Here is an 18398-nt window from a genome sequence, read left to right as displayed (position 1 = left end):
AAATAGGTTGTCTCTTCTTAACCTTATTCGCAGGGGGGACTAGTTAGAACTATGGAGTTGTCGGTGTTTGCGTTGATTGGTCTCCTGGTTTGTCAGGAGGTGGTGCCTGTCCAGAAGCTGGCGGCTGTGCTGCTCCACCTTGCCCGGTTTGCTGACCGGAAGATGGTGGAGCCGGATTATTTCCTCCTGTTGGATTTGTAGGAGGATTCGCTCCTGTATTGTTCGGCGTTGTTGTAGCAGGCACTGTGCTGCCCTCCTGACTAGAAGGAGGTGTTGCCGGTACAGGTGGTTCCGACACAGATTGCAACGTCACCTGAAGCAGCTCTGTACCCTGGAGCACCGTTCCCGGAGGAATACTTTGTTGGGCGACGAAGCCAGTTCCAGTCGATTTCACTGCGAGATTGATCAAAGAGGTGAACTCCATGACGTCCCGTAATGATTTTCCTTTGAAGTCAGGCATCTTCGTTCCTTTTACCCTGTCCGTTACAAGGATGATCTGTTCACCTGGAACGACCTGATTATAAGCTTCGGGATACTGTTTGACGATTTTCGTACCTGTTCCGGCTACCGTAACCTTCAAATCGTCCTGCTTCGCCCGCAATTGTGCAGCTGTGGTGGACATCCCTTCAAACTTAGGCAATGTCTTCTGTGTAGCTGGTGAGGATGCCAGCGCTGCCTGTACTTCTTTTTTCGGCGTCTGTTTCTCAGTACTCTTAACTACCGACAGATCAGGCTGCTGCTGCAAATATTGCAGGCTGCGCTCCATGATCGTTGTAAACATCGGCGCAAGCATCATTTGGCCCCACAATGCATACCATGCATCTGTTTTCGGATCGTCAATGACAACATAAACCAACAGCTTCGGATTGTCTTTTGGCGCAAAACCGATGAAGGAAACCACGTAACGACCTTCCAAAATTTTCCCATTGTTAGGATTATATTTTTGTGCAGTTCCCGTCTTTCCTGCGACTTGATACCCTTCGATTTGATATAGTGTACCAGTTCCAGGTCTTTCTGAGACAACCTTGCCCAAAATGTCGCGTGTCTGTTTTGCAGTCGCTTCGCTTACGACCCGATCCACAACCTCACGTTTCGTGCGTTCGACAACGGCTCCTGTGTGAGGATCACGCATTTCTTTTAAAATATGAGGTTTTAGAAGCTCTCCTCCATTCGCGATCGCCCCCACAGCGGCAACCTGCTGGATCGCCGTAACCGTCGCTGCTTGACCATACGTTGTTGCAGCCCAGTCACGTGGTGACCGAGGTTTATACAGGTTGATTAAATTCCCTTCTTTTTCGTAAGGAAGCTCAATTCCGGTTTTTTGACCCATCCCGAATTTTTTGAAGTATTTCTTTAGACCCTCCAGCTTCAACCGTTCATAACCCAACTTAACGAACAATACGTTACTAGATCGCTGAACCCCTTCTAAAAAGCTGATTGTTCCCCATCCGGCACCATTGTTGTGGTCACGGATCGGAATCTGCCCCTTGATGGTGTAAGCACCTGATTGATAGGTTTCATTCTGATTAAACATTTTTTCTTCAATCGCTGCCGCTAGCGTAATAATCTTAAACGTAGAGCCCGGCTCAAACATCGTGGTGACCGCATGGTTGTTGTAGTTTTCAATCCCGTTGTAGTATGTATTCGGATTAAACGTCGAGCGGTTGCCCATCGCCAATACCTCGCCCGTTTGCGGGTCGGCTACAATGACCGTCATGCCCTGCGGCTTGTACTGCTGTTCCACCTTATCAAGGGCTTGTTCTACATAATCCTGTATCTGGCGATCAATGGTGAGATATACATCTACGCCGTCTATTGCTGGAGTGTACTCCCCTTCTCCGTCTGGCAGCTGGTAGCCTGCGCGATCCTTTTGGTAGGCAATATGTCCCTTTTGGCCAGCCAATTTTTCGTTAAATTGCAGCTCGATCCCCATTTTCGGTTCATCATACAAGTCAAGGTAACCGATCACATGGGAAGCGAAGGCGTTATTCGGATAAACCCGGCGAGTCGTTTCAGTCAAATAGATTCCTGGGAGCTGATTCTTTTTGAGCTTCTCACCACTTGGCAGTGTCGGATATTGCAAATTTAGAATTCGGTTCTTTTGCTCTTCACTGATCTTTTGCCCGTAGCGTCCCAATTCCACGACTTTGTTCGGCTTTGTCAAATTCCTCACTAATTCTGGAACCGGTGCATTCAAAATAGGAGCCAGCATATTCGCTGTGTAGTATGGATCTTTCACAAAATCTTCGTCTTTATCATTGCGCGGCTTCAGTTTTGCGTTTACCGTGTATGCCTTCCCGTTATACGCCAAAATCTCGCCGTTTCGATCATAGATCGCCCCGCGCTTCGGCTGTAAGACTTGCTGCCTGTCCCACTGCTCTTGAGCCGTCCCCATGATATCGGTAGCTTTGACGGTCTGAAGCCAGTAGATTCGAAAACTCAACGTCGAAAAAATCAAAATCGTACATAAGGCTACCATGAGAATTCGCCAATTTACTTTTCGCTTCCATTCCATCTCCATTCAACTCCATCGCATCAAAGATCGCCCGCTCCCTAAGCCAACTGGCCCAGCTAAGAAAAAATGTTACCGCACATAAGGCGCAGTAACATTTAAGGTTTTTTAGGTTGTGGTTTTGGCAGAGAACTCGCCTGTACTTCTGGATTCCCGATCGTATGTACAGCTGCTGGATTGTATACCATCCCCTGCTTCTCTGCTTCTTTTTGCAGGCGATCCCGGTTGGTCATTTGTTCAATTTGCAATTTCAACGTTGCATTTTTTTCAGCAGTCACACGGTTATCATGTTTCGTGCTCTGGATTTCGTAATTCAACTGGGAAATTTGCGAGTAGCGGACACCCACTAGACCCAAGCCGACGACGGTTAACGAGATAAATAAGAGATACAGCAATTTTTCTCCGGTCGGAATCGTTGGCTTGATTCGGACCGTGCGCTTTGTTGTTTTCGTTACAGAGCGGGATTGTTGTTCCAGCTCCATAGCTAAATTCCCTCGGTAGTAATAACTCATCGCTTCTCCCTCCCCTTTCTCGTCGATCCCGGTCTACAGCTTCTCCGCTACCCGTAGTTTAGCTGATCGTGCACGTTTGTTTGCTTCTAATTCTTCTTCTGATGGCAAAATCGGCTTTCTTGTAATGACTTTTACTACCGCTTGATTTCCGCATGTGCAAATCGGAAAAGCTGGCGGGCACGTGCACCCTTTTGAAAAGTCTTGATAAATTTGCTTGCAGATTCTGTCCTCTAAGGAATGAAACGTAATGACACTTACGCGACCCTCTGGATTCAAAACCTCAATTGCATCGACGACGGCCTCTTTGAATGCATCCAATTCATCATTGACAGCGATCCGAATTGCCTGAAAGGTACGCTTCGCCGGATGGGGTCCGGTACGACGCGCAGCTGCAGGAATTCCTTCCTTAATCAACTCAACGAGTTCACCTGTTGTTTGGATCGGCTGTTTCTTCCGTTGTTGAACGATTTGCCGGGCAATTCGGCGGGAAAATTTCTCTTCTCCGTACAACCAAATGATCTTGGCAATCTCTTCTTCATCCCACTCATTGATAATGTCATAGGCGGACAATGGCGCTTGCTGGTCCATTCTCATATCCAAGGGCGCATCGGCATTGTAGCTGAAGCCGCGCTCTCCCTCGTCCAATTGTGGAGAGGATACCCCGAGGTCAAATAACACCCCGTCTACACCAGACAAGCCTAAATCTTTCACAATGTCTTTGATATGGCGGAAGTTGCTCTTTACCAGCGTGACTCTGTCCATATAGGAAGCGAGTCTTTCACGGGCATTATCCAGTGCCCAGTCGTCCTGATCGATGGCGATAAGTCGACCGCCCTCCGTCAGCTTGGAAGCAATCAAACTGCTATGCCCAGCTCCGCCGAGTGTACAGTCTACATAAATGCCTCCAGGACGAATATTTAGCCCTTGGACAGCTTCATCCATCAAAACGGTTACGTGATGAAACGACAATGTCGTCACTCCTGTTCTTCTCGCTGCTACAAATTAAAATCAACCAGTTTTTCGGCAATTTCTCCAAAAGAGCCTTCTGACTGGGCAAAATAATCTTCCCAGCGTTCCTTGCTCCATACCTCTACACGGTTTGATACCCCGATGATCACACATTCTTTTTGCATGCCTGCATGCTCACGTAAATTGGGTGGTATGTTTACCCTTCCCTGCTTGTCCCACTCGCATTCGGTGGCACCTGAAAAGAAAAATCGTGTAAATGCGCGAGCATCTGCTTTTGTAAATGGGAGAGACTTGAGTCTTTCCTCTAGTTGTTTCCACTCATCTTGCGGATAAGCAAACAAACATTGGTCTAGGCCGCGGGTTATAACAAAGGAAGTACCGAGCCCTTCACGGAATTTGGCTGGGATCGTCAGGCGGCCTTTTTCGTCGATGCTGTGCTGATATTCCCCCATGAACACGCCCTGGTCCCCCACTTTCCTGTCGGTTGGCTCCACTTTCCCCCACTTTTCCCCACCTAATACCTATTTGTTATTATAAAAAAAAATCCTGCGTTTGTAAGCAGGATTTTTTCGCATATTTTTTTGCCGGGAAAAGACGGGATTCGAGGAACTATTCGACCCAGCTTTCCAGGTAGGATTTTTGCTCATCTGTCAATTTGTCGATTCCGATGTTCAGAGCTTCCAGCTTGTACTGAGCCACCATTTGATCCAGCTCGAATGGTACGTTCAGCACTTTTTTGCCAATGTTTTTGTACTGTTCATTGACATAAGCCAAGGATACCGCTTGCAAAGCAAAGGTCATATCCATGATTTCAGCCGGATGTCCGTCGCCAGCAGCCAGGTTTACGAGGCGGCCTTCTGCGAGCAGATACACTTTTCGACCATCAGTCAAGACAAATTCTTCAATATCTTTACGCACAATACGGGAAGAAGTCGACATCGCATTCAGATCGACCTTGTTTACTTCGACATCAAAGTGACCCGCATTGGACAAGATTGCGCCATCTTTCATCACAGCAAAATGCTCTTTGCTGATGATATCGCGGTTACCTGTCACTGTTACGAAGTAGTCACCATGCTTCGCAGCTTCGAGCATTGGCATTACTTCAAATCCATCCATGTAAGCTTCTACCGCTTTGATTGGGTCGATTTCGGTTACGATTACTTTTGCGCCCAAACCTTTTGCACGCATTGCTACACCTTTACCGCACCAGCCATAGCCAGCTACCACAACTGTTTTACCAGCAACTACGAGGTTTGTTGTACGGTTGATACCATCCCATACGGATTGACCCGTACCATAGCGGTTGTCGAACAAGTATTTGCAGAATGCATCGTTTACGGCAACCATCGGGAACTCCAGCTTGCCTTCTTTCTCCAACGCTTTCAGGCGCAAAATACCTGTTGTCGTTTCTTCTGCACCACCGCGCACTTGAGACAGCAGATCACGGCGCTCGCTGTGCAAAATCGTGATCAGGTCGCCACCGTCATCAATGATCAGGTCAGGACGAGTTTCCAGCGTTTTAATCAGATGCTCTTTGTACTCAGCAGGATCTGGATTGTATTTCGCAAATACGCGGATACCGTCTTCCACCAATGCTGCGCAAATATCATCTTGCGTGGACAGCGGGTTGGAACCGGTAATGGTTACTTCAGCTCCACCAGCTTGAACTACTTTTGCCAGATAAGCTGTTTTTGCTTCCAAGTGCAAGGAGATCGCAACTTTCAGGCCTGCAAACGGCTGCTCTTTTTCAAAGCGCTCACGAATGCGGTTTAAGACAGGCATGTGTTCTTTTACCCAATCAATTTTCAGATGGCCGTTGTGCGCCAACGCCATATCTTTTACGATGCTTTCAGATACTGTGTTCATGTACGGATGGACCTCCTTTTATCTCATAAAGCAACCTTGTCTATCATATCATACGCAAGTTCAACCATCATCAGTTTTTCCAATTATTTTCCTAATAGCGGCAGTCTACGCTCTGTATTTTCTACTGTAAGTAGCTCCAAAAAGCGCAACAAAGCCTGCGGCATCCATTTCTTTTTATGGTAGACCAACTGTCGGAAAACACGGATATTCGGATGGGAAAACGAGAGTATTACTAGTGTACCATTTTTTACTTCTTCTTGTACGACAATTTTCGGAAGTAACGCAATTCCTAAACCATAGGCCACACATTGTTTAATCGCTTCCAGACTGCCAAATTCAAAAGAAGATTCTACGGTGGCCCCGGCTTCACGCAACACCGATTCCATCATCCCTCGGTAGCTGCATCCCTTTTCTGTAAAAATCCACGTTTCCCCGGTAAAATCATGGGTTTCTACCTTCTCTTTTTTCACAAGCGGATGGGTAGGGGCAGCAACAACAACTAGTTTTTCCTCACCTAAAACGACATTTTCCAGCTCAGATTGATCTTGTAACCAATCGAGCACAAAAGCGAAATCGAACTTCCCTTCCTTTACTCCCTGCCTCAAGTCTTGGCAGATGCCCGGTGCAAGCATGATCCGCATACGCGGCTGCTCCAAGCGAAACTTTTGCAAATAAGGGGGTAAATAAAAGGCTGCCAATGACTCGACTGTTCCGATACGCAACGTTCCTGCCAGTTGCGCTTGCTCTGACAGATTCGCTTTTGCCTCATCTAATACGGCTTGTAGCTGTTCGCTGTAGCCGAGAAGCACTTCGCCTGCATGGGTAAGCCTGATCTTTTTGCCCCAACGCTCGAATAGGCTGACACCGAACTCCGACTCCAGATTTTGAATTTGGGTCGTCACACTCGACTGCGCGTAGCCCAACACTTCTGCTGCACGAGTAAAGCTTTGGCATTTTGCTACTTCACGGAAGGTTTGCAAATAACGAGTGTCCAGATTCCCCCCTCATTTCATCGGAAAAATCGATTTGAATCATCTAATATTATAGATAACTCCGATAATTATGTCTATGCTACACTTCAGTTATCAACGACAAGGTAAGTAAAAAAGGGAGGGATCAACCTATGGGGAAATTATCCACGCAAGCCCCCGGTCTAGCTAAAACACTGCGACTTCCGCAGATCGTCGCCTTATACATCGGGGCGGTGATCGGTTCCGGCGTATTGCTCATCCCTGGACTCGCAGCTGAGAAGGCTGGTCCTGCTTCCATTTTAGCTTGGCTCGTCATGTCTATTCTCGTCCTGCCCATGGCCATTACGATGGGGCTGTTATCTGCTCGTTATCCGAGCTCAGGCGGAGTCTCTACATTTGTACGGACAGCGTACGGAGATCGATTCGGAAACATGGTTGGCTGGTTCTTTCTCTTGTCTGTCCCGATTGGCGCACCGATTCTGAGTGTGACAGGGGCTAACTACATGGCGATCCTGCTGAACTGGAGTGAGTCGCAAGTTTATGTGGCGGCTGGTCTGCTTCTTCTCGCTGTCCTTATGATGAATGTTGTAGGCTTGCATGTAGCTGCACGTGTCCAAACCATTGTTGTCTCGCTGATTATCACGATTCTGATTTTGGCCGTTGTCGCCAGCATTCCGCATGCCTCTGTCACTCACTTTACCCCTTTTTTGCCAAATGGTTGGTTCAGTGTCGTGCAAGCAGCAGGTCTGATGTTCTGGTGCTTCATTGGGTGGGAAGCCGTGACGCATCTCTCAGAGGAATTCGTCGATCCTGCAAAAAACGCGATCCGCGGTGTTTTGTGGAGTGCGGGAATCGTCGCTCTGTTGTATTTTGCCGTAGCCTTTATGACTGTGGCTACGCATAGCTACGGAGGCGGTATCTCGGCTGCCTCGCTCAGTGTCATGGTTCAACTCTCCTTAGGACCGATCGGCGGGTGGATTGTAGCTGTAACCGCCTTGTTCATTTGTATCGCAACAGCCAACGCTTACATTGGAGCTGCGTCGCGTATCGCCTATTCGTTGGCCCAAGAAAAGATCGCTCCTCTCTGGTTTGGCACTCTCCACGCCAAATACCGGACACCAACCGGCGGACTTCTATTTCTCTCCCTTTGTTTTGTCGTCGTTCTTGGCGTACTCTATTTCGACGTGATCGACTTGTCGAGACTCATCGAGCTGCCCAATGCTACCTTTTTTGCGACTTACATCGGCGGGTGTCTAGCAGGGGTCCGGCTCTTGCGCAATAGTCGCGTAGGCAGAATCGCTTCCTGGACTTCTCTCGTCTGTACAGTAGGACTCTATCCTTTTTTGGGGTGGTCCGCTCTCTATCCGCTTGTGATTGCACTCGTTCTTTTTATCTGCCAAAAACGTCATACCTGAAATAAAAGAAGGCTGGGGTCATGTCCCAGCCTTCTTTTCTTATTCATCTTTTCCAATCAGTCGAAACGTTTTGCCATCACTCGAGAAGAGGTAAAACGTACGATCAACACTTCCGCCCAAATCTCCTGCGTAATATTGAACGGTCATTCTATATTTATTCATTCCGATTTTGGCAAAGTACATCAGCTCATTAAACTGCGGAAACCGGACATAATCATACACTTCATACTGCATAAACGAAAAATGCTCGCGTAAAAACGATTCGCTCACAGCCAGATTGTTTTTCTTTACATATGCGACCAAGTCATCATAGCGACGAATCTTTTGCTTATCCATCACGTCACCTACAAATGACGAGACTGCTTGTGTCATTGCCTTTTTCTCGCTCTCCGATACATTGCCAGGGTACAGCTCGTCGATTTTTGTTTCCAAACGATTTAACAGGACGACTGCCTGTGCTCTGTTGATTTTGTCATCAGGACGGAAGCTTCCATCTGGAAAGCCTGCCAAAATTCCCATTTTGTAGGCAGGGTAGACCGTCATCACCTGTGTTTCATTTTCGACCGAAAGATCCGCGAAAAATTTCGCAGTCGTTCCTCGATATTTTTCCCCTTCTGATTGATGTCCGATGGCTGCCAGCAAGGTTCTTGCCGCTTCCAACCGCGTCATGCTATCCGTCGGTTTCCCTGATGGCATAATACCCGCTGAAGCTAAATGGTGATAGGTTTTTTCCGACCAACGTCCCGCAGCAGCCTGCAAGTAGGTCTCTTTGATATAGCTTTCAGGCTCATGGCCTGTGAAGGAAGGTATGACGCGTTCAATCAGGGATAAAAACTGTTCTTGCGACACCGTTTGCTCTGGCTTAAAGGTTCCGTCGGGAAAACCTTTGATCAATCCTTTTTTGGTAGCAATCCCTATTTCCTTTGCCGCCCAATGTCCATTTGTGTCGATAAATGCAGGGGAATTGGCCACGTATTCTTCCCGTGCGTCGGCCTTTTTCATTCCTACGGTTGCTATGCCCGTCAGTAAAACCGACAAGCTAACAACTAATAGAGTGGCTTTTTTCCCGATTTGTTTTAATGTAATCTGCATCCCGAGTACCACCTTTCCCCAAAAACAATCCATTACTACTAATACGCAGAATTTGTCGGAAAAGTTTCGGCATAATATATAGAAAAGTTTTCCATCAACTTTAACAATAAAAAAATAGCCGGGTCCACTTCTTGGACGATCCGGCTATTTTGCGCTGTATTTTACAGGTAATAAAGTTGATGAGTACCATCATGCACGAATGGCGCATCTACTAATCGATCAATCAAACCAAGACCATACTTATTTGCAAACGGGAAAAACGAATGCTTTCTTTCTTGCAGTCCACCTTCGGGCAACAAAGCGGTCTCAATTCGTTGGACGCGCACATGCTCTACGTCATCCTTTTGCTGTAGCGAACGAATCAGACGCTCTTCCAAAAAGGAGACTTGCTCTAACAGCAGCTTACTATTTTTCTCAGCCAGACCACGTAATCCGCCATCCAAAGAAACGACTTCCTCTACCAACGGACGATAGATCGACATCATCGACTCCCGTGCCAAAGCGAATTGCTGCTCCAGTGGATGTGGCGCCTGGTTTTTGGACCACTCGGTTTTCCAAGCGGTGAAATCAGTCAATACTCGTTCAACAGAAAGCCCCAAGCTATCTAGCAGTCTCAGTTGAGCACCTTCCACAAGGGTAATGGACATACGAGGCAATACGATCGGCATCTGCATCCCGAATAGCTCGAATACCTCCCGATAAAACGCCCAATACGAAATCTCGCCCGGACCTCCAACGAAGGCAAGCGTAGGAAACAGATGCTCCTGCATTAACCCACGGGTTACAACATTTGTACTAAAACGCTCAGGGGAATCTGCGACCTGCTTGAGCAATTCATCGCGACTGTAAGCACGTCTCCGATTAATGAAGCGCTCTCCGTGACGTTCCAGCAGCAAGCGATCATCGCCCTCATAGACGAACAGATTGGCCTGATGCTCTTCCACTTGCAATTGAAGCGGATAGCCAGCACTTGAAATCCGATCCGCTGCCCGCAACAACACCTTCGTCAATTGCTCATTATTTTCAATGATCTGTGAAAAAATGGGTTGCTGTAGCTCACGAACGAACGGCAACGAGGATTCAACCAGAACAAGACCGTGCTTGCCAAACAATTTTGCCATCAAACGAGCAAACCACTCTGCGACTGTACGCGAATCTGCCGCAGTCTGCGTCAGCAACTCACGAATCTGTTCGGTTTCGGTAGTCTCTGTTTGTCCCTGGAAAAATTTCTCCAGGAACTGCGTACACAGCTCAGGGTCCAAGGATAGCGTACTTACCGATTGGCGGCCCTTTTTGTTCAGAGCCAGTCGCTCTTTATGCAGGCGCTTTCCATCGTCCGCTCCCCAGTACACATGATCGATCTCATCGATGTCATGGTCTTCGCCAGCAATCCAGAACACCGGAATGACGTTCGCCTGAAGCTCATCAGACAACCTCTTCGCTGCCTGGATCAGATGAACAGCTTTGTTGACCGTATAGAGTGGTCCCCCCAGAACTCCCGCTTGCTGACCGCCGATGACCACATAGGTGTCCGGCTGTTTGAGCAACTCGATATTTTTCAGTGCTTCAGGGTGGGTACCCATCTCTTTATTAAAATGATATAAGCCTTCCACGAGCTGGTTCCGGTGAGGATAGGATTGACTTTGAAGCCATTCCACGCGATCTCGGTAGGACTGTTCACGGTAGGGATTATGCGCAAAAAACTGTAATGCAGAGGCATTTTGCTGCTGGTACTCCTGTGCCAGCGGATTCGCCAATGGAAGCGCGAGACATTCAACATTCATGCAAGCTCACCTTTCTTCGGGCCATGGTCACCCCAAATTATAACATGCTCCACAGCCACAAAAAACAAGACAACCCACTCTAATGGGTTGTCAAAGTGTAATACAAGCTTGTTTGCGCTTGCATTAAAATTGCGGAGGGTTGACGGACCAGATTAACACCGCTTCCGTCTCTCCTGTATTTTCGATTGCGTGTGTTTTGCTGCTGTCAAATGAAATACTGTCTCCTGCTTCCAATACATGCTCTTCATCGTTGAAGCGTGCTGTCACACTTCCAGTGATGACCGTGAAGCACTCTTCTCCCTCTGACTGCACGAACTTGTCAACAGCCATTTCTCCAGGCATCAGTCGCACTTCCAGCATCCCCAGCTTGGCACTACCTCCCATCGACAGTAGCGAATAAGTGCCCGTCGATTCAGGAAAGACCAGTTGTCTGCGTTTTTGCAAGCGAGTCACATGCACCTGCTTTTGATCAATATCTTCGAAAAAATGAATGATGGGTGACTCCAGAGCTTTGGTGATTTTCCACAGCGAATCCAGTGACGGCTGCGAAATTCCACGCTCTACTTGGCTCAGCAAACCTTTGCTTAACCCTGTCTTGCCAGCCATAATTTCCAAGGTAAAGCCGCGTTCTTTCCGAATCATTCGAATCTTATGACCGATGGTCTCGATGGGAAGTCGCATAGTTCCAACCTTCTTTCTTATCGGAATAAATACGATATGTATCAACAGTGCTTTACACGACACCCATCGTTTTGATAATTCCGGTCGTAAACAGCACTATGTAGACGATTCCAAACCAGAGAAACGACAATCGCCAGGCTGAAAATCCTACCTTTTTGAGAGAGAGCCGCCCCTTCAACTTCATCTGTACCCACCCAAGGAGTATGGTTACCACCAGGTAAAAGCAGAATACCCACCACCAAGCGGAAAATGCCTCGGGCCAAATCAGTTCGTAAGTGGAAACGGCAGAACGAATCACCAAAAGATTCGTGATATTTATCGCGAAGCGGCCTGCCAATTTCTTGTTCCGCGTCATCCCATACAAGATGAAATAAACGATCGGAAATCCGAGAAACGGCACAACCGTCAGCGTCCCCCACAAATAGGCCCAGACATTCGCCAAAAAGGTCATCTACTGTCGCCTCCCTCCTTCCGTATTCCCATGTCTGACTTAAGAAGGATAACGCGAAGCAAGGTTTCGTGCAGCGGTGTCGGAATCCCGGCCTTTTGTCCTACTTGGACGAGATAGCCGTTGATAGACTGCACTTCAGTCGGTCTGCGCTTCTTAATATCCTGCAGCATGGAGGAAAGATTACGGGAAGTATTTCGGCAAATGGAGACAATTTCCTGCAAGTCTGCATCCTCGATTTTTTGTCCGGCATACGCAGCCACTGTAGCTGCTTCTACAAATAAAGCACGCATGAGCTGTTGCGTATGTGAATTTTCGAGGAGAGCACCATTTGGGATTTCAAAAAGCGCGGTTAACGGATTGATCAGAGCATTTGCGATGAGCTTGCGCCAAGCGAAGGGCTGTATTGCCTTTTCATAGACAGCCTCCATGCCTGTTGATATTGCCCACTCAACAAATGTGCGAATCAGTGGATCATTGCAATCAGAAGTCTCCCAAGAGCCTACGCGCAAAGTACCTGTACCGGTATGCACGACTTCTGTAGGCGACAATCTCCTTGCCCCTTCCGTATTAATCGCAAAGAAGCACTGTGTCTCCGTTAAAACGGTTCGAAGCAATTCGTAATGACCCATGCCATTTTGCAAAGCGATCACTCTTGCCTTGGGATCTAACCCGCGTAAGGCTGGAAGCACGCTATGCAAATCCGGCTGCTTTACAGTTAACAGATACAGATTCCCTTCAGGCAAGCCTTCTTCAATGGGGCTCGCGGTGACGGAAACAGTGACTGTCTCGCCATTCAGCTTTTGAAAGCTGAGCCCGCGTTCATTTAGCTGATTCGCCTGGAGTGAACTGCGTGTGACAATCGTGACAGGTTGTCCAGCAAGTGCGAGCCTCGCTGCATACAGCAACCCGACAGACCCGCCACCTACCACTACCACCTGACACATCATTGGTTCTAGCAGCATTTGTTCACCCACATTAATCAATGCTTATTTTTCAAGAATAACAGAGTTTTCGGGATTGTTCAATTGATTGCCACAAAAAAAGATCGAAATTATCGAAATATTCCTAGGCCCTTACACATTCTTTGTAAAAAAATAAGGCTATCGCCCTTTGACGATAGCCTGACCCCTGATTTATACGGGATAAACTGCATGCTTTCTGTCCGAAAAAACGTGACGCTTTTCCTTGTAAACCTCGTAGCGTTGGATTAATTCGCGTCTCAGTTCGCTTGGAGGTATAACAGCATCTACAATCAAGTTCGAAGCCAGTAAGTACAGATCGATGTCTTCCTGATATTCTCTACGTTTTTCCTGAATAAATGCTTGACGCTCTGCCGAGTCCTCAATCGCCTGTATTTTGTTACTGTAGACGGCATTAACGGCTGCTTCTGGTCCCATTACGGCGATTTGGGCACCGGGCAGTGCGAGGCAAGCATCTGGTTCAAATGCAGAGCTGGCCATTGCATACAAGCCGGCACCATACGCTTTGCGTACAATGACGGATATTTTCGGTACCGTTGCTTCCGCCATGGCAGAGATCATTTTTGCCCCGTGTCTGATAATGCCTGCCCGCTCTACGGCTGTCCCAATCATAAAGCCAGGAACATCCGCCAAGAACAACAGTGGAATGGAAAACGCATCGCACAGTGTGATGAATCGAGCCGCCTTGTCAGCCGAATCGACAAACAAGACTCCTCCCTTCACACGCGGCTGGTTGGCAATGATTCCGACAGGCTTGCCATCCAGACGTGCCAATCCGGTAATCAGCTCTTGAGCAAATAATTTTTTAATCTCAAAGAACGAATCCTCGTCGACCAATGCTGTAATGACATCATGCATATTGAAAGCTGCATTTTGGTTCTCCGGCACGATGCTCGTGATTTCTTTCGCTGTTGATACAGGGGCTTTTGCCAGTGCAGTCGGTGGCGTCAATGTATAGTTCGCAGGGAAGAAACGCAGATAGCTACGCGCTGCTTGAATCGCTTCTTCCTCATTGGCCGCTAGTACGTCGCCGCATCCGCTGACGGAGCAATGCATGCGTGCACCGCCCAACTCTTCCAAGCTCACTTTTTCTCCGATCACCATTTCCGCCATACGCGGAGAGCCCAAGTACATGCTCGCGTTTTTATCGACCATGATGACAATGTCACAAAAAGCCGGAATATAAGCGCCACCAGCGGCAGAAGGTCCAAACAAAATGCACACTTGTGGAATTTTGCCGGATAGCTTCACTTGGTTGTAAAAGATTCGCCCAGCCCCCCGGCGGCCTGGGAACATCTCCAATTGGTCCGTGATACGCGCTCCTGCTGAATCGACGAGGTAGAGAAGTGGAACACGCATTTTTTCGGCTGTCTCTTGAATTCGAATAATTTTTTCGACGGTCCGCGATCCCCAGGACCCAGCTTTCACTGTTGAATCATTGGCCATCACGCAGACAGTTTGACCATTAACCTTGCCAATTGCGGTCACAACTCCATCCGCCGGCAGATCGCCCGCCATGACATTCGCGAACAATCCATCCTCGACCATGAACTCGTCATCGAACAATAGCTTGAGGCGATCGCGAACGAACAGCTTGTTTTGCTCCTTGAGCTTGTCATGATACTTGGCATCGCCCCCTTGCACTACTTGGGCGATTTTTTCGTGCAATGTGTCTTCCAAATGTTTGGTCATCAGCGTAATCCCCCTCGTCACTCTCCGCGGTATATCGGTTTTCGTTTTTCTTGAAAAGCTGCGAGTCCTTCTAGGCGGTCTTTCGTTGGGACGAGCAGCTTGTACGCGTTGCTTTCAATCTGAAGTCCGCTTGCTAGCTCAACCTCTCCTCCACAATCGATGGCAAACTTGGCTTGGGCTAGGGCAAGTGGAGCATTCGCTGAAATTTGCTCGGCCAAAGAAATGGCTGTCGCCATGAGTTGATCAGCGGGAACTATCCGATTGACTAACCCGATGGACAGTGCCTCCTCCGAAAATACACGTCTTGCCGTAAAAATCAGTTCCTTGGCGACGCCTTTTCCAACTAGCCGAGGTAAACGTTGTGTTCCACCAGCACCCGGGATGATCCCGAGCGAGGTCTCCGTTAATCCCAACTGAGCCTGTTCACTCATGATTCGCAGATCGCACGCCAGCGCCAATTCTGTACCGCCTCCCAGTGCTAGCCCGTTAATCGCCGCGATGACTGGTTTCGGTAGCTTTTCCAGCTCTGTGAACGTATCTCGAATCGTTTGGATATAGACATCGACCTGCTGTGGTGACATGGAGCGCCGCTCTCTCAAATCCGCCCCGGAGCAAAACGCCTTGTCACCAGCACCTGTCACAATGACTGTCCGGATGTCACGATCATGGCTGATTTCACTGATCAAGCCGCGCAGAGTCACAAGTGTTTCAAGATTGAGGCAATTAAAAACTTCTGGCCGTTGAAGCGTTAGTACGCCGATCGCGCCCTCTCTTTGCAGGGAAACCGTCATCTTTTATCCCCTCTTTGCGAATGTGTGGAAAATACAGATCATCCAGCTGGTTTGCTCGCGAGCGATGCCCGCAGCACTTTTGAGGGGAGCTCTTTGCCCAACTGCTGCCCAATATACGTACCAGCTTCAATCAACTTCTCGAGATCGACGCCCGTTTCATAGTCCATTCCATGCAACATGTAGACCAAATCTTCAGTCGAAATGTTGCCAGCAGCTCCTGGCGCATACGGACATCCGCCGAGGCCACCGATTGAGCTGTCAAAGATGCGGATTCCTTCCTCTAGCGCTGCTGCTACGTTCGCCAATCCCGTTCCTCTCGTATCATGGAAATGGGCGGCTAAGCGCTCGTTCGTAACATCTTTCACAAGTTCTCCAAAGACCTCATGAACCTGCTTCGGTGTTGCAACCCCAATCGTATCCCCGAGAGAAATCTCGTACACTCCCATTTCCAACAGAGCCTCAGTCACCCTGCGGCTATTTTCTAGCGGAACGTTTCCCTCGTACGGACAACCGAATACCGTTGAGATATATCCGCGAACTTTCATCCCGAGAGCCAGCGCTTCCTGGGCAACCTCCCGCAGGATCGGATACGTGTCTGCTATCGGTTTATTGATATTTTTTTGATTATGCGTTTCAGAAGCAGACATGAACAGGGCAATCTCTGTCAGTCCGCTTTGGCGCGCCCGCTCCAGACCGCGAATATTAGGAACCAACGCACTAAGCGTTACCCCTTGGCTGCGATTGATTCCCTGCAAGACCTCGTCAGCATCCGCTAATTGCGGTATCCATTTCGGATTCACAAACGAACTTGCTTCTATCCGCTTCAAGCCTGCTGCCATTAGCTTTTGAATCAGCGTGATTTTTGCTGCTGCCGAAACGATCGCGCTCTCATTTTGCAGCCCATCACGAGGACCGACCTCCACGATTTGTACACGCACAACAAGTCACCTCCCTTGCCTAGCGGTCGCTCAGTTTAGAAGCATTCTAATCCTATTCCAAAACGACGATGATATCGCCATCGTTGACAAAATCGCCAATATTCGCTTTAACTTCCACAACCTTGCCTGAGGCTTGAGCCTGTACAGGAACTTCCATTTTCATCGATTCCAGTACAAGAACGTCTTGTCCTTCATTGATCTCGTCACCTGGCTGCACCAGGACGTTAATAACGGTTCCTGCCATATTGGCTGCTACTTGCTTCATGGATGGTTCTCTCCCTTACATATCATGATATTAGCGTTTTTCCGTGTTTGACGCAGCTCTACGCTCAGTAACGAACCATGTCGTATAGTTTCCTGCTCGGAATTGTTCGTCCTGTAATACTTCTTGTAAAAACGGAATGTTTGTTTTAATGCCAGTAATCAGAAAATGATCCATAGCCTTCTGCGCCTGTTGCACAGCCTCTTCTCTTGTCACCCCAGATACAATGACCTTGGCAATCATCGGGTCGTAAAAAGGAGTCACTTGTGTACCTGTCTCTACTCCATCATCAATTCGTACATCTTCAAATGCTGGTGGCTGGTACAACGTAATCGTCCCTGGCGATGGCAGGAAGGTGACAGGGTCTTCCGCATAGACACGCAGTTCAATCGCGTGGCGCAGAGCTTTGACGTCCTCTTGCTTGATCGACAGCGGATGACCATCAGCAATGTCCAGTTGGAGCGACACGAGGTCAATGCCCGTCATTTCTTCTGTCACGGGATGCTCTACTTGCAAGCGTGTATTCATTTCCAAGAAGTAAAAGTTTTTCTGCTCATCTACGATAAATTCGACTGTTCCTACACCCGAGTAGCCCACTGCTTTCGCTGCTGTAACCGCTGCATCGCACAGAAGCTCTCGCGTTGCTGTGTTCAAAAAGGGCGAAGGGCTTTCCTCGAGCACCTTTTGATGTCTGCGCTGTATGGAGCATTCCCGTTCTAATAAGTGGATGACGTTTCCATGCTGGTCGGCGACAACTTGCACTTCGATGTGGTGCGGGCGTTCTACGTATTTCTCCATGTACATCGCATCGTTTCCAAAATACGCTTTTGCGCGACCTTTCGCCGATTGGTACGCTTGACGCAGCTCTGCCTCGTCTCGACAAATGTGCATCCCGATTCCTCCGCCGCCAGCACTGGCCTTGAGCATCACGGGATATCCGATGGACATCGCGATGACAGCTGCTTCATCTGGAGAATCGATAGCCTGTTCGCACCCTGGAACGACTGGTACTCCCGCAGCCTCCATCATACGTCGGGCAGTCAACTTGTCACCCATTTGACCGATGACCTCGGGGGTAGGCCCAATGAATAAGAGACCTGCCTCCAGAACGCAGCGAGCAAAAGCTTCGTTTTCTGACAAAAGACCGTAGCCTGGATGAATAGCATCGGCACCGGTGCTTTTCGCTGCTGCAAGAATGGCCTCTACGTTCAGATAACTGTGTGGAACGGGCGGTGGACCAATATGGACGGACTCATCTGCTTCACGTACAAACGGCAGATCCTTGTCTGCATCCGAATAGACAGCAACCGTAGCCACTCCTCTTGCCTTGCATGTACGGATAATTCGTCTGGCAATCTCACCACGGTTTGCGATTAATACCTTATTCATGGCAACGCTCCCCTCTTTGACAAACCGACTACAACCGTAAGCGCTTCCAAATTGTTTGCCTGGTTTGTATCATGTGATGCTACTTTCTAT

The 18398-nt window shown here is 48.4% G+C and carries 17 protein-coding genes; 1 reads left to right on the top strand and 16 read right to left on the bottom strand.

What is annotated here, in order from left to right; genetic code table 11:
* Positions 1–49: 49 nt before the first annotated feature.
* The 6 genes from HPY31_RS08625 to HPY31_RS08600 all read right to left on the bottom strand — a co-directional run bounded on the left by HPY31_RS08625 (position 50) and on the right by HPY31_RS08600 (position 6842).
* Positions 50–2515 (bottom strand): penicillin-binding protein, encoded by a 2466-nt coding sequence (locus tag HPY31_RS08625; RefSeq protein WP_172140136.1) that lies wholly within the window; start codon positions 2513–2515, stop codon positions 50–52.
* A 95-nt stretch (positions 2516–2610) separates the two neighbouring features.
* Complete coding sequence (gene ftsL2 / locus HPY31_RS08620; protein ID WP_016740720.1) at positions 2611–3024, bottom strand: cell division protein FtsL; 414 nt, start codon at positions 3022–3024, stop codon at positions 2611–2613.
* Between the two features lie 33 nt (positions 3025–3057).
* Positions 3058–4002 carry a 16S rRNA (cytosine(1402)-N(4))-methyltransferase RsmH gene (rsmH, locus tag HPY31_RS08615; RefSeq protein WP_172140134.1) on the bottom strand — a complete coding sequence of 315 codons (945 nt, stop codon included), beginning with the start codon at positions 4000–4002 and terminating at the stop codon, positions 3058–3060.
* Between the two features lie 17 nt (positions 4003–4019).
* On the bottom strand, positions 4020–4451 hold the full coding sequence (mraZ, locus tag HPY31_RS08610) for a division/cell wall cluster transcriptional repressor MraZ (RefSeq protein ID WP_007717680.1): 432 nt from the start codon (positions 4449–4451) through the stop codon (positions 4020–4022).
* A 151-nt stretch (positions 4452–4602) separates the two neighbouring features.
* Entirely contained in the window at positions 4603–5862 is a 1260-nt protein-coding gene (locus HPY31_RS08605; protein ID WP_016740718.1) for an adenosylhomocysteinase, read from the bottom strand.
* An 83-nt stretch (positions 5863–5945) separates the two neighbouring features.
* Positions 5946–6842 (bottom strand): LysR family transcriptional regulator, encoded by an 897-nt coding sequence (locus HPY31_RS08600; RefSeq protein ID WP_253901739.1) that lies wholly within the window; start codon positions 6840–6842, stop codon positions 5946–5948.
* 143 nt (positions 6843–6985) lie between these two features.
* Here HPY31_RS08600 and HPY31_RS08595 point away from each other — a divergent pair, with 143 nt between their 5' ends.
* Positions 6986–8248, top strand: a complete 1263-nt coding sequence (locus HPY31_RS08595; protein ID WP_172140132.1) for an APC family permease — start codon at positions 6986–6988, stop codon at positions 8246–8248.
* Positions 8249–8287: 39 nt separating this feature from the next.
* On the opposite strand, the gene HPY31_RS08590 is transcribed toward HPY31_RS08595, so the two are convergent.
* From HPY31_RS08590 to HPY31_RS08545, 10 genes are all read right to left on the bottom strand, one after another.
* Positions 8288–9340 (bottom strand): S-layer homology domain-containing protein, encoded by a 1053-nt coding sequence (locus HPY31_RS08590; protein ID WP_172140130.1) that lies wholly within the window; start codon positions 9338–9340, stop codon positions 8288–8290.
* A 161-nt stretch (positions 9341–9501) separates the two neighbouring features.
* Positions 9502–11124, bottom strand: coding sequence for a bacillithiol biosynthesis cysteine-adding enzyme BshC (gene bshC / locus HPY31_RS08585; RefSeq protein WP_172140128.1), 1623 nt, complete (start codon positions 11122–11124; stop codon positions 9502–9504).
* Positions 11125–11247: 123 nt separating this feature from the next.
* Positions 11248–11805, bottom strand: coding sequence for a helix-turn-helix domain-containing protein (locus tag HPY31_RS08580; RefSeq protein ID WP_172140126.1), 558 nt, complete (start codon positions 11803–11805; stop codon positions 11248–11250).
* Between the two features lie 52 nt (positions 11806–11857).
* A complete protein-coding gene (locus HPY31_RS08575; RefSeq protein ID WP_172140124.1) occupies positions 11858–12256 on the bottom strand; it encodes a DUF3397 domain-containing protein in 399 nt (132 codons plus the stop codon).
* Positions 12253–13218, bottom strand: coding sequence for a ketopantoate reductase family protein (locus tag HPY31_RS08570; RefSeq protein WP_172140122.1), 966 nt, complete (start codon positions 13216–13218; stop codon positions 12253–12255). Before HPY31_RS08570 ends, HPY31_RS08575 begins: the two co-directional genes overlap by 4 nt.
* Before the next feature lie 171 nt (positions 13219–13389).
* Positions 13390–14928 carry an acyl-CoA carboxylase subunit beta gene (locus tag HPY31_RS08565; RefSeq protein WP_172140120.1) on the bottom strand — a complete coding sequence of 513 codons (1539 nt, stop codon included), beginning with the start codon at positions 14926–14928 and terminating at the stop codon, positions 13390–13392.
* Between the two features lie 17 nt (positions 14929–14945).
* On the bottom strand, positions 14946–15719 hold the full coding sequence (locus HPY31_RS08560; RefSeq protein ID WP_172140118.1) for an enoyl-CoA hydratase-related protein: 774 nt from the start codon (positions 15717–15719) through the stop codon (positions 14946–14948).
* 38 nt (positions 15720–15757) lie between these two features.
* Positions 15758–16657, bottom strand: a complete 900-nt coding sequence (locus HPY31_RS08555) for a hydroxymethylglutaryl-CoA lyase (protein WP_172140116.1) — start codon at positions 16655–16657, stop codon at positions 15758–15760.
* Positions 16658–16709: 52 nt separating this feature from the next.
* Positions 16710–16922 (bottom strand): biotin/lipoyl-containing protein, encoded by a 213-nt coding sequence (locus HPY31_RS08550; RefSeq protein ID WP_015892116.1) that lies wholly within the window; start codon positions 16920–16922, stop codon positions 16710–16712.
* A gap of 30 nt (positions 16923–16952) precedes the next feature.
* On the bottom strand, positions 16953–18308 hold the full coding sequence (locus HPY31_RS08545) for an acetyl-CoA carboxylase biotin carboxylase subunit (RefSeq protein ID WP_172140114.1): 1356 nt from the start codon (positions 18306–18308) through the stop codon (positions 16953–16955).
* Between the last annotated feature and the right edge of the window lie 90 nt (positions 18309–18398).

It is taken from the genome of Brevibacillus sp. HB1.3 (assembly GCF_013186635.1).
Classification (GTDB): Bacteria; Bacillota; Bacilli; order Brevibacillales; family Brevibacillaceae; genus Brevibacillus; species Brevibacillus brevis_D.
The sequence above is the reverse complement of the archived record's forward strand: the minus strand, read 5'-3'. Positions and strand labels throughout refer to the sequence as shown.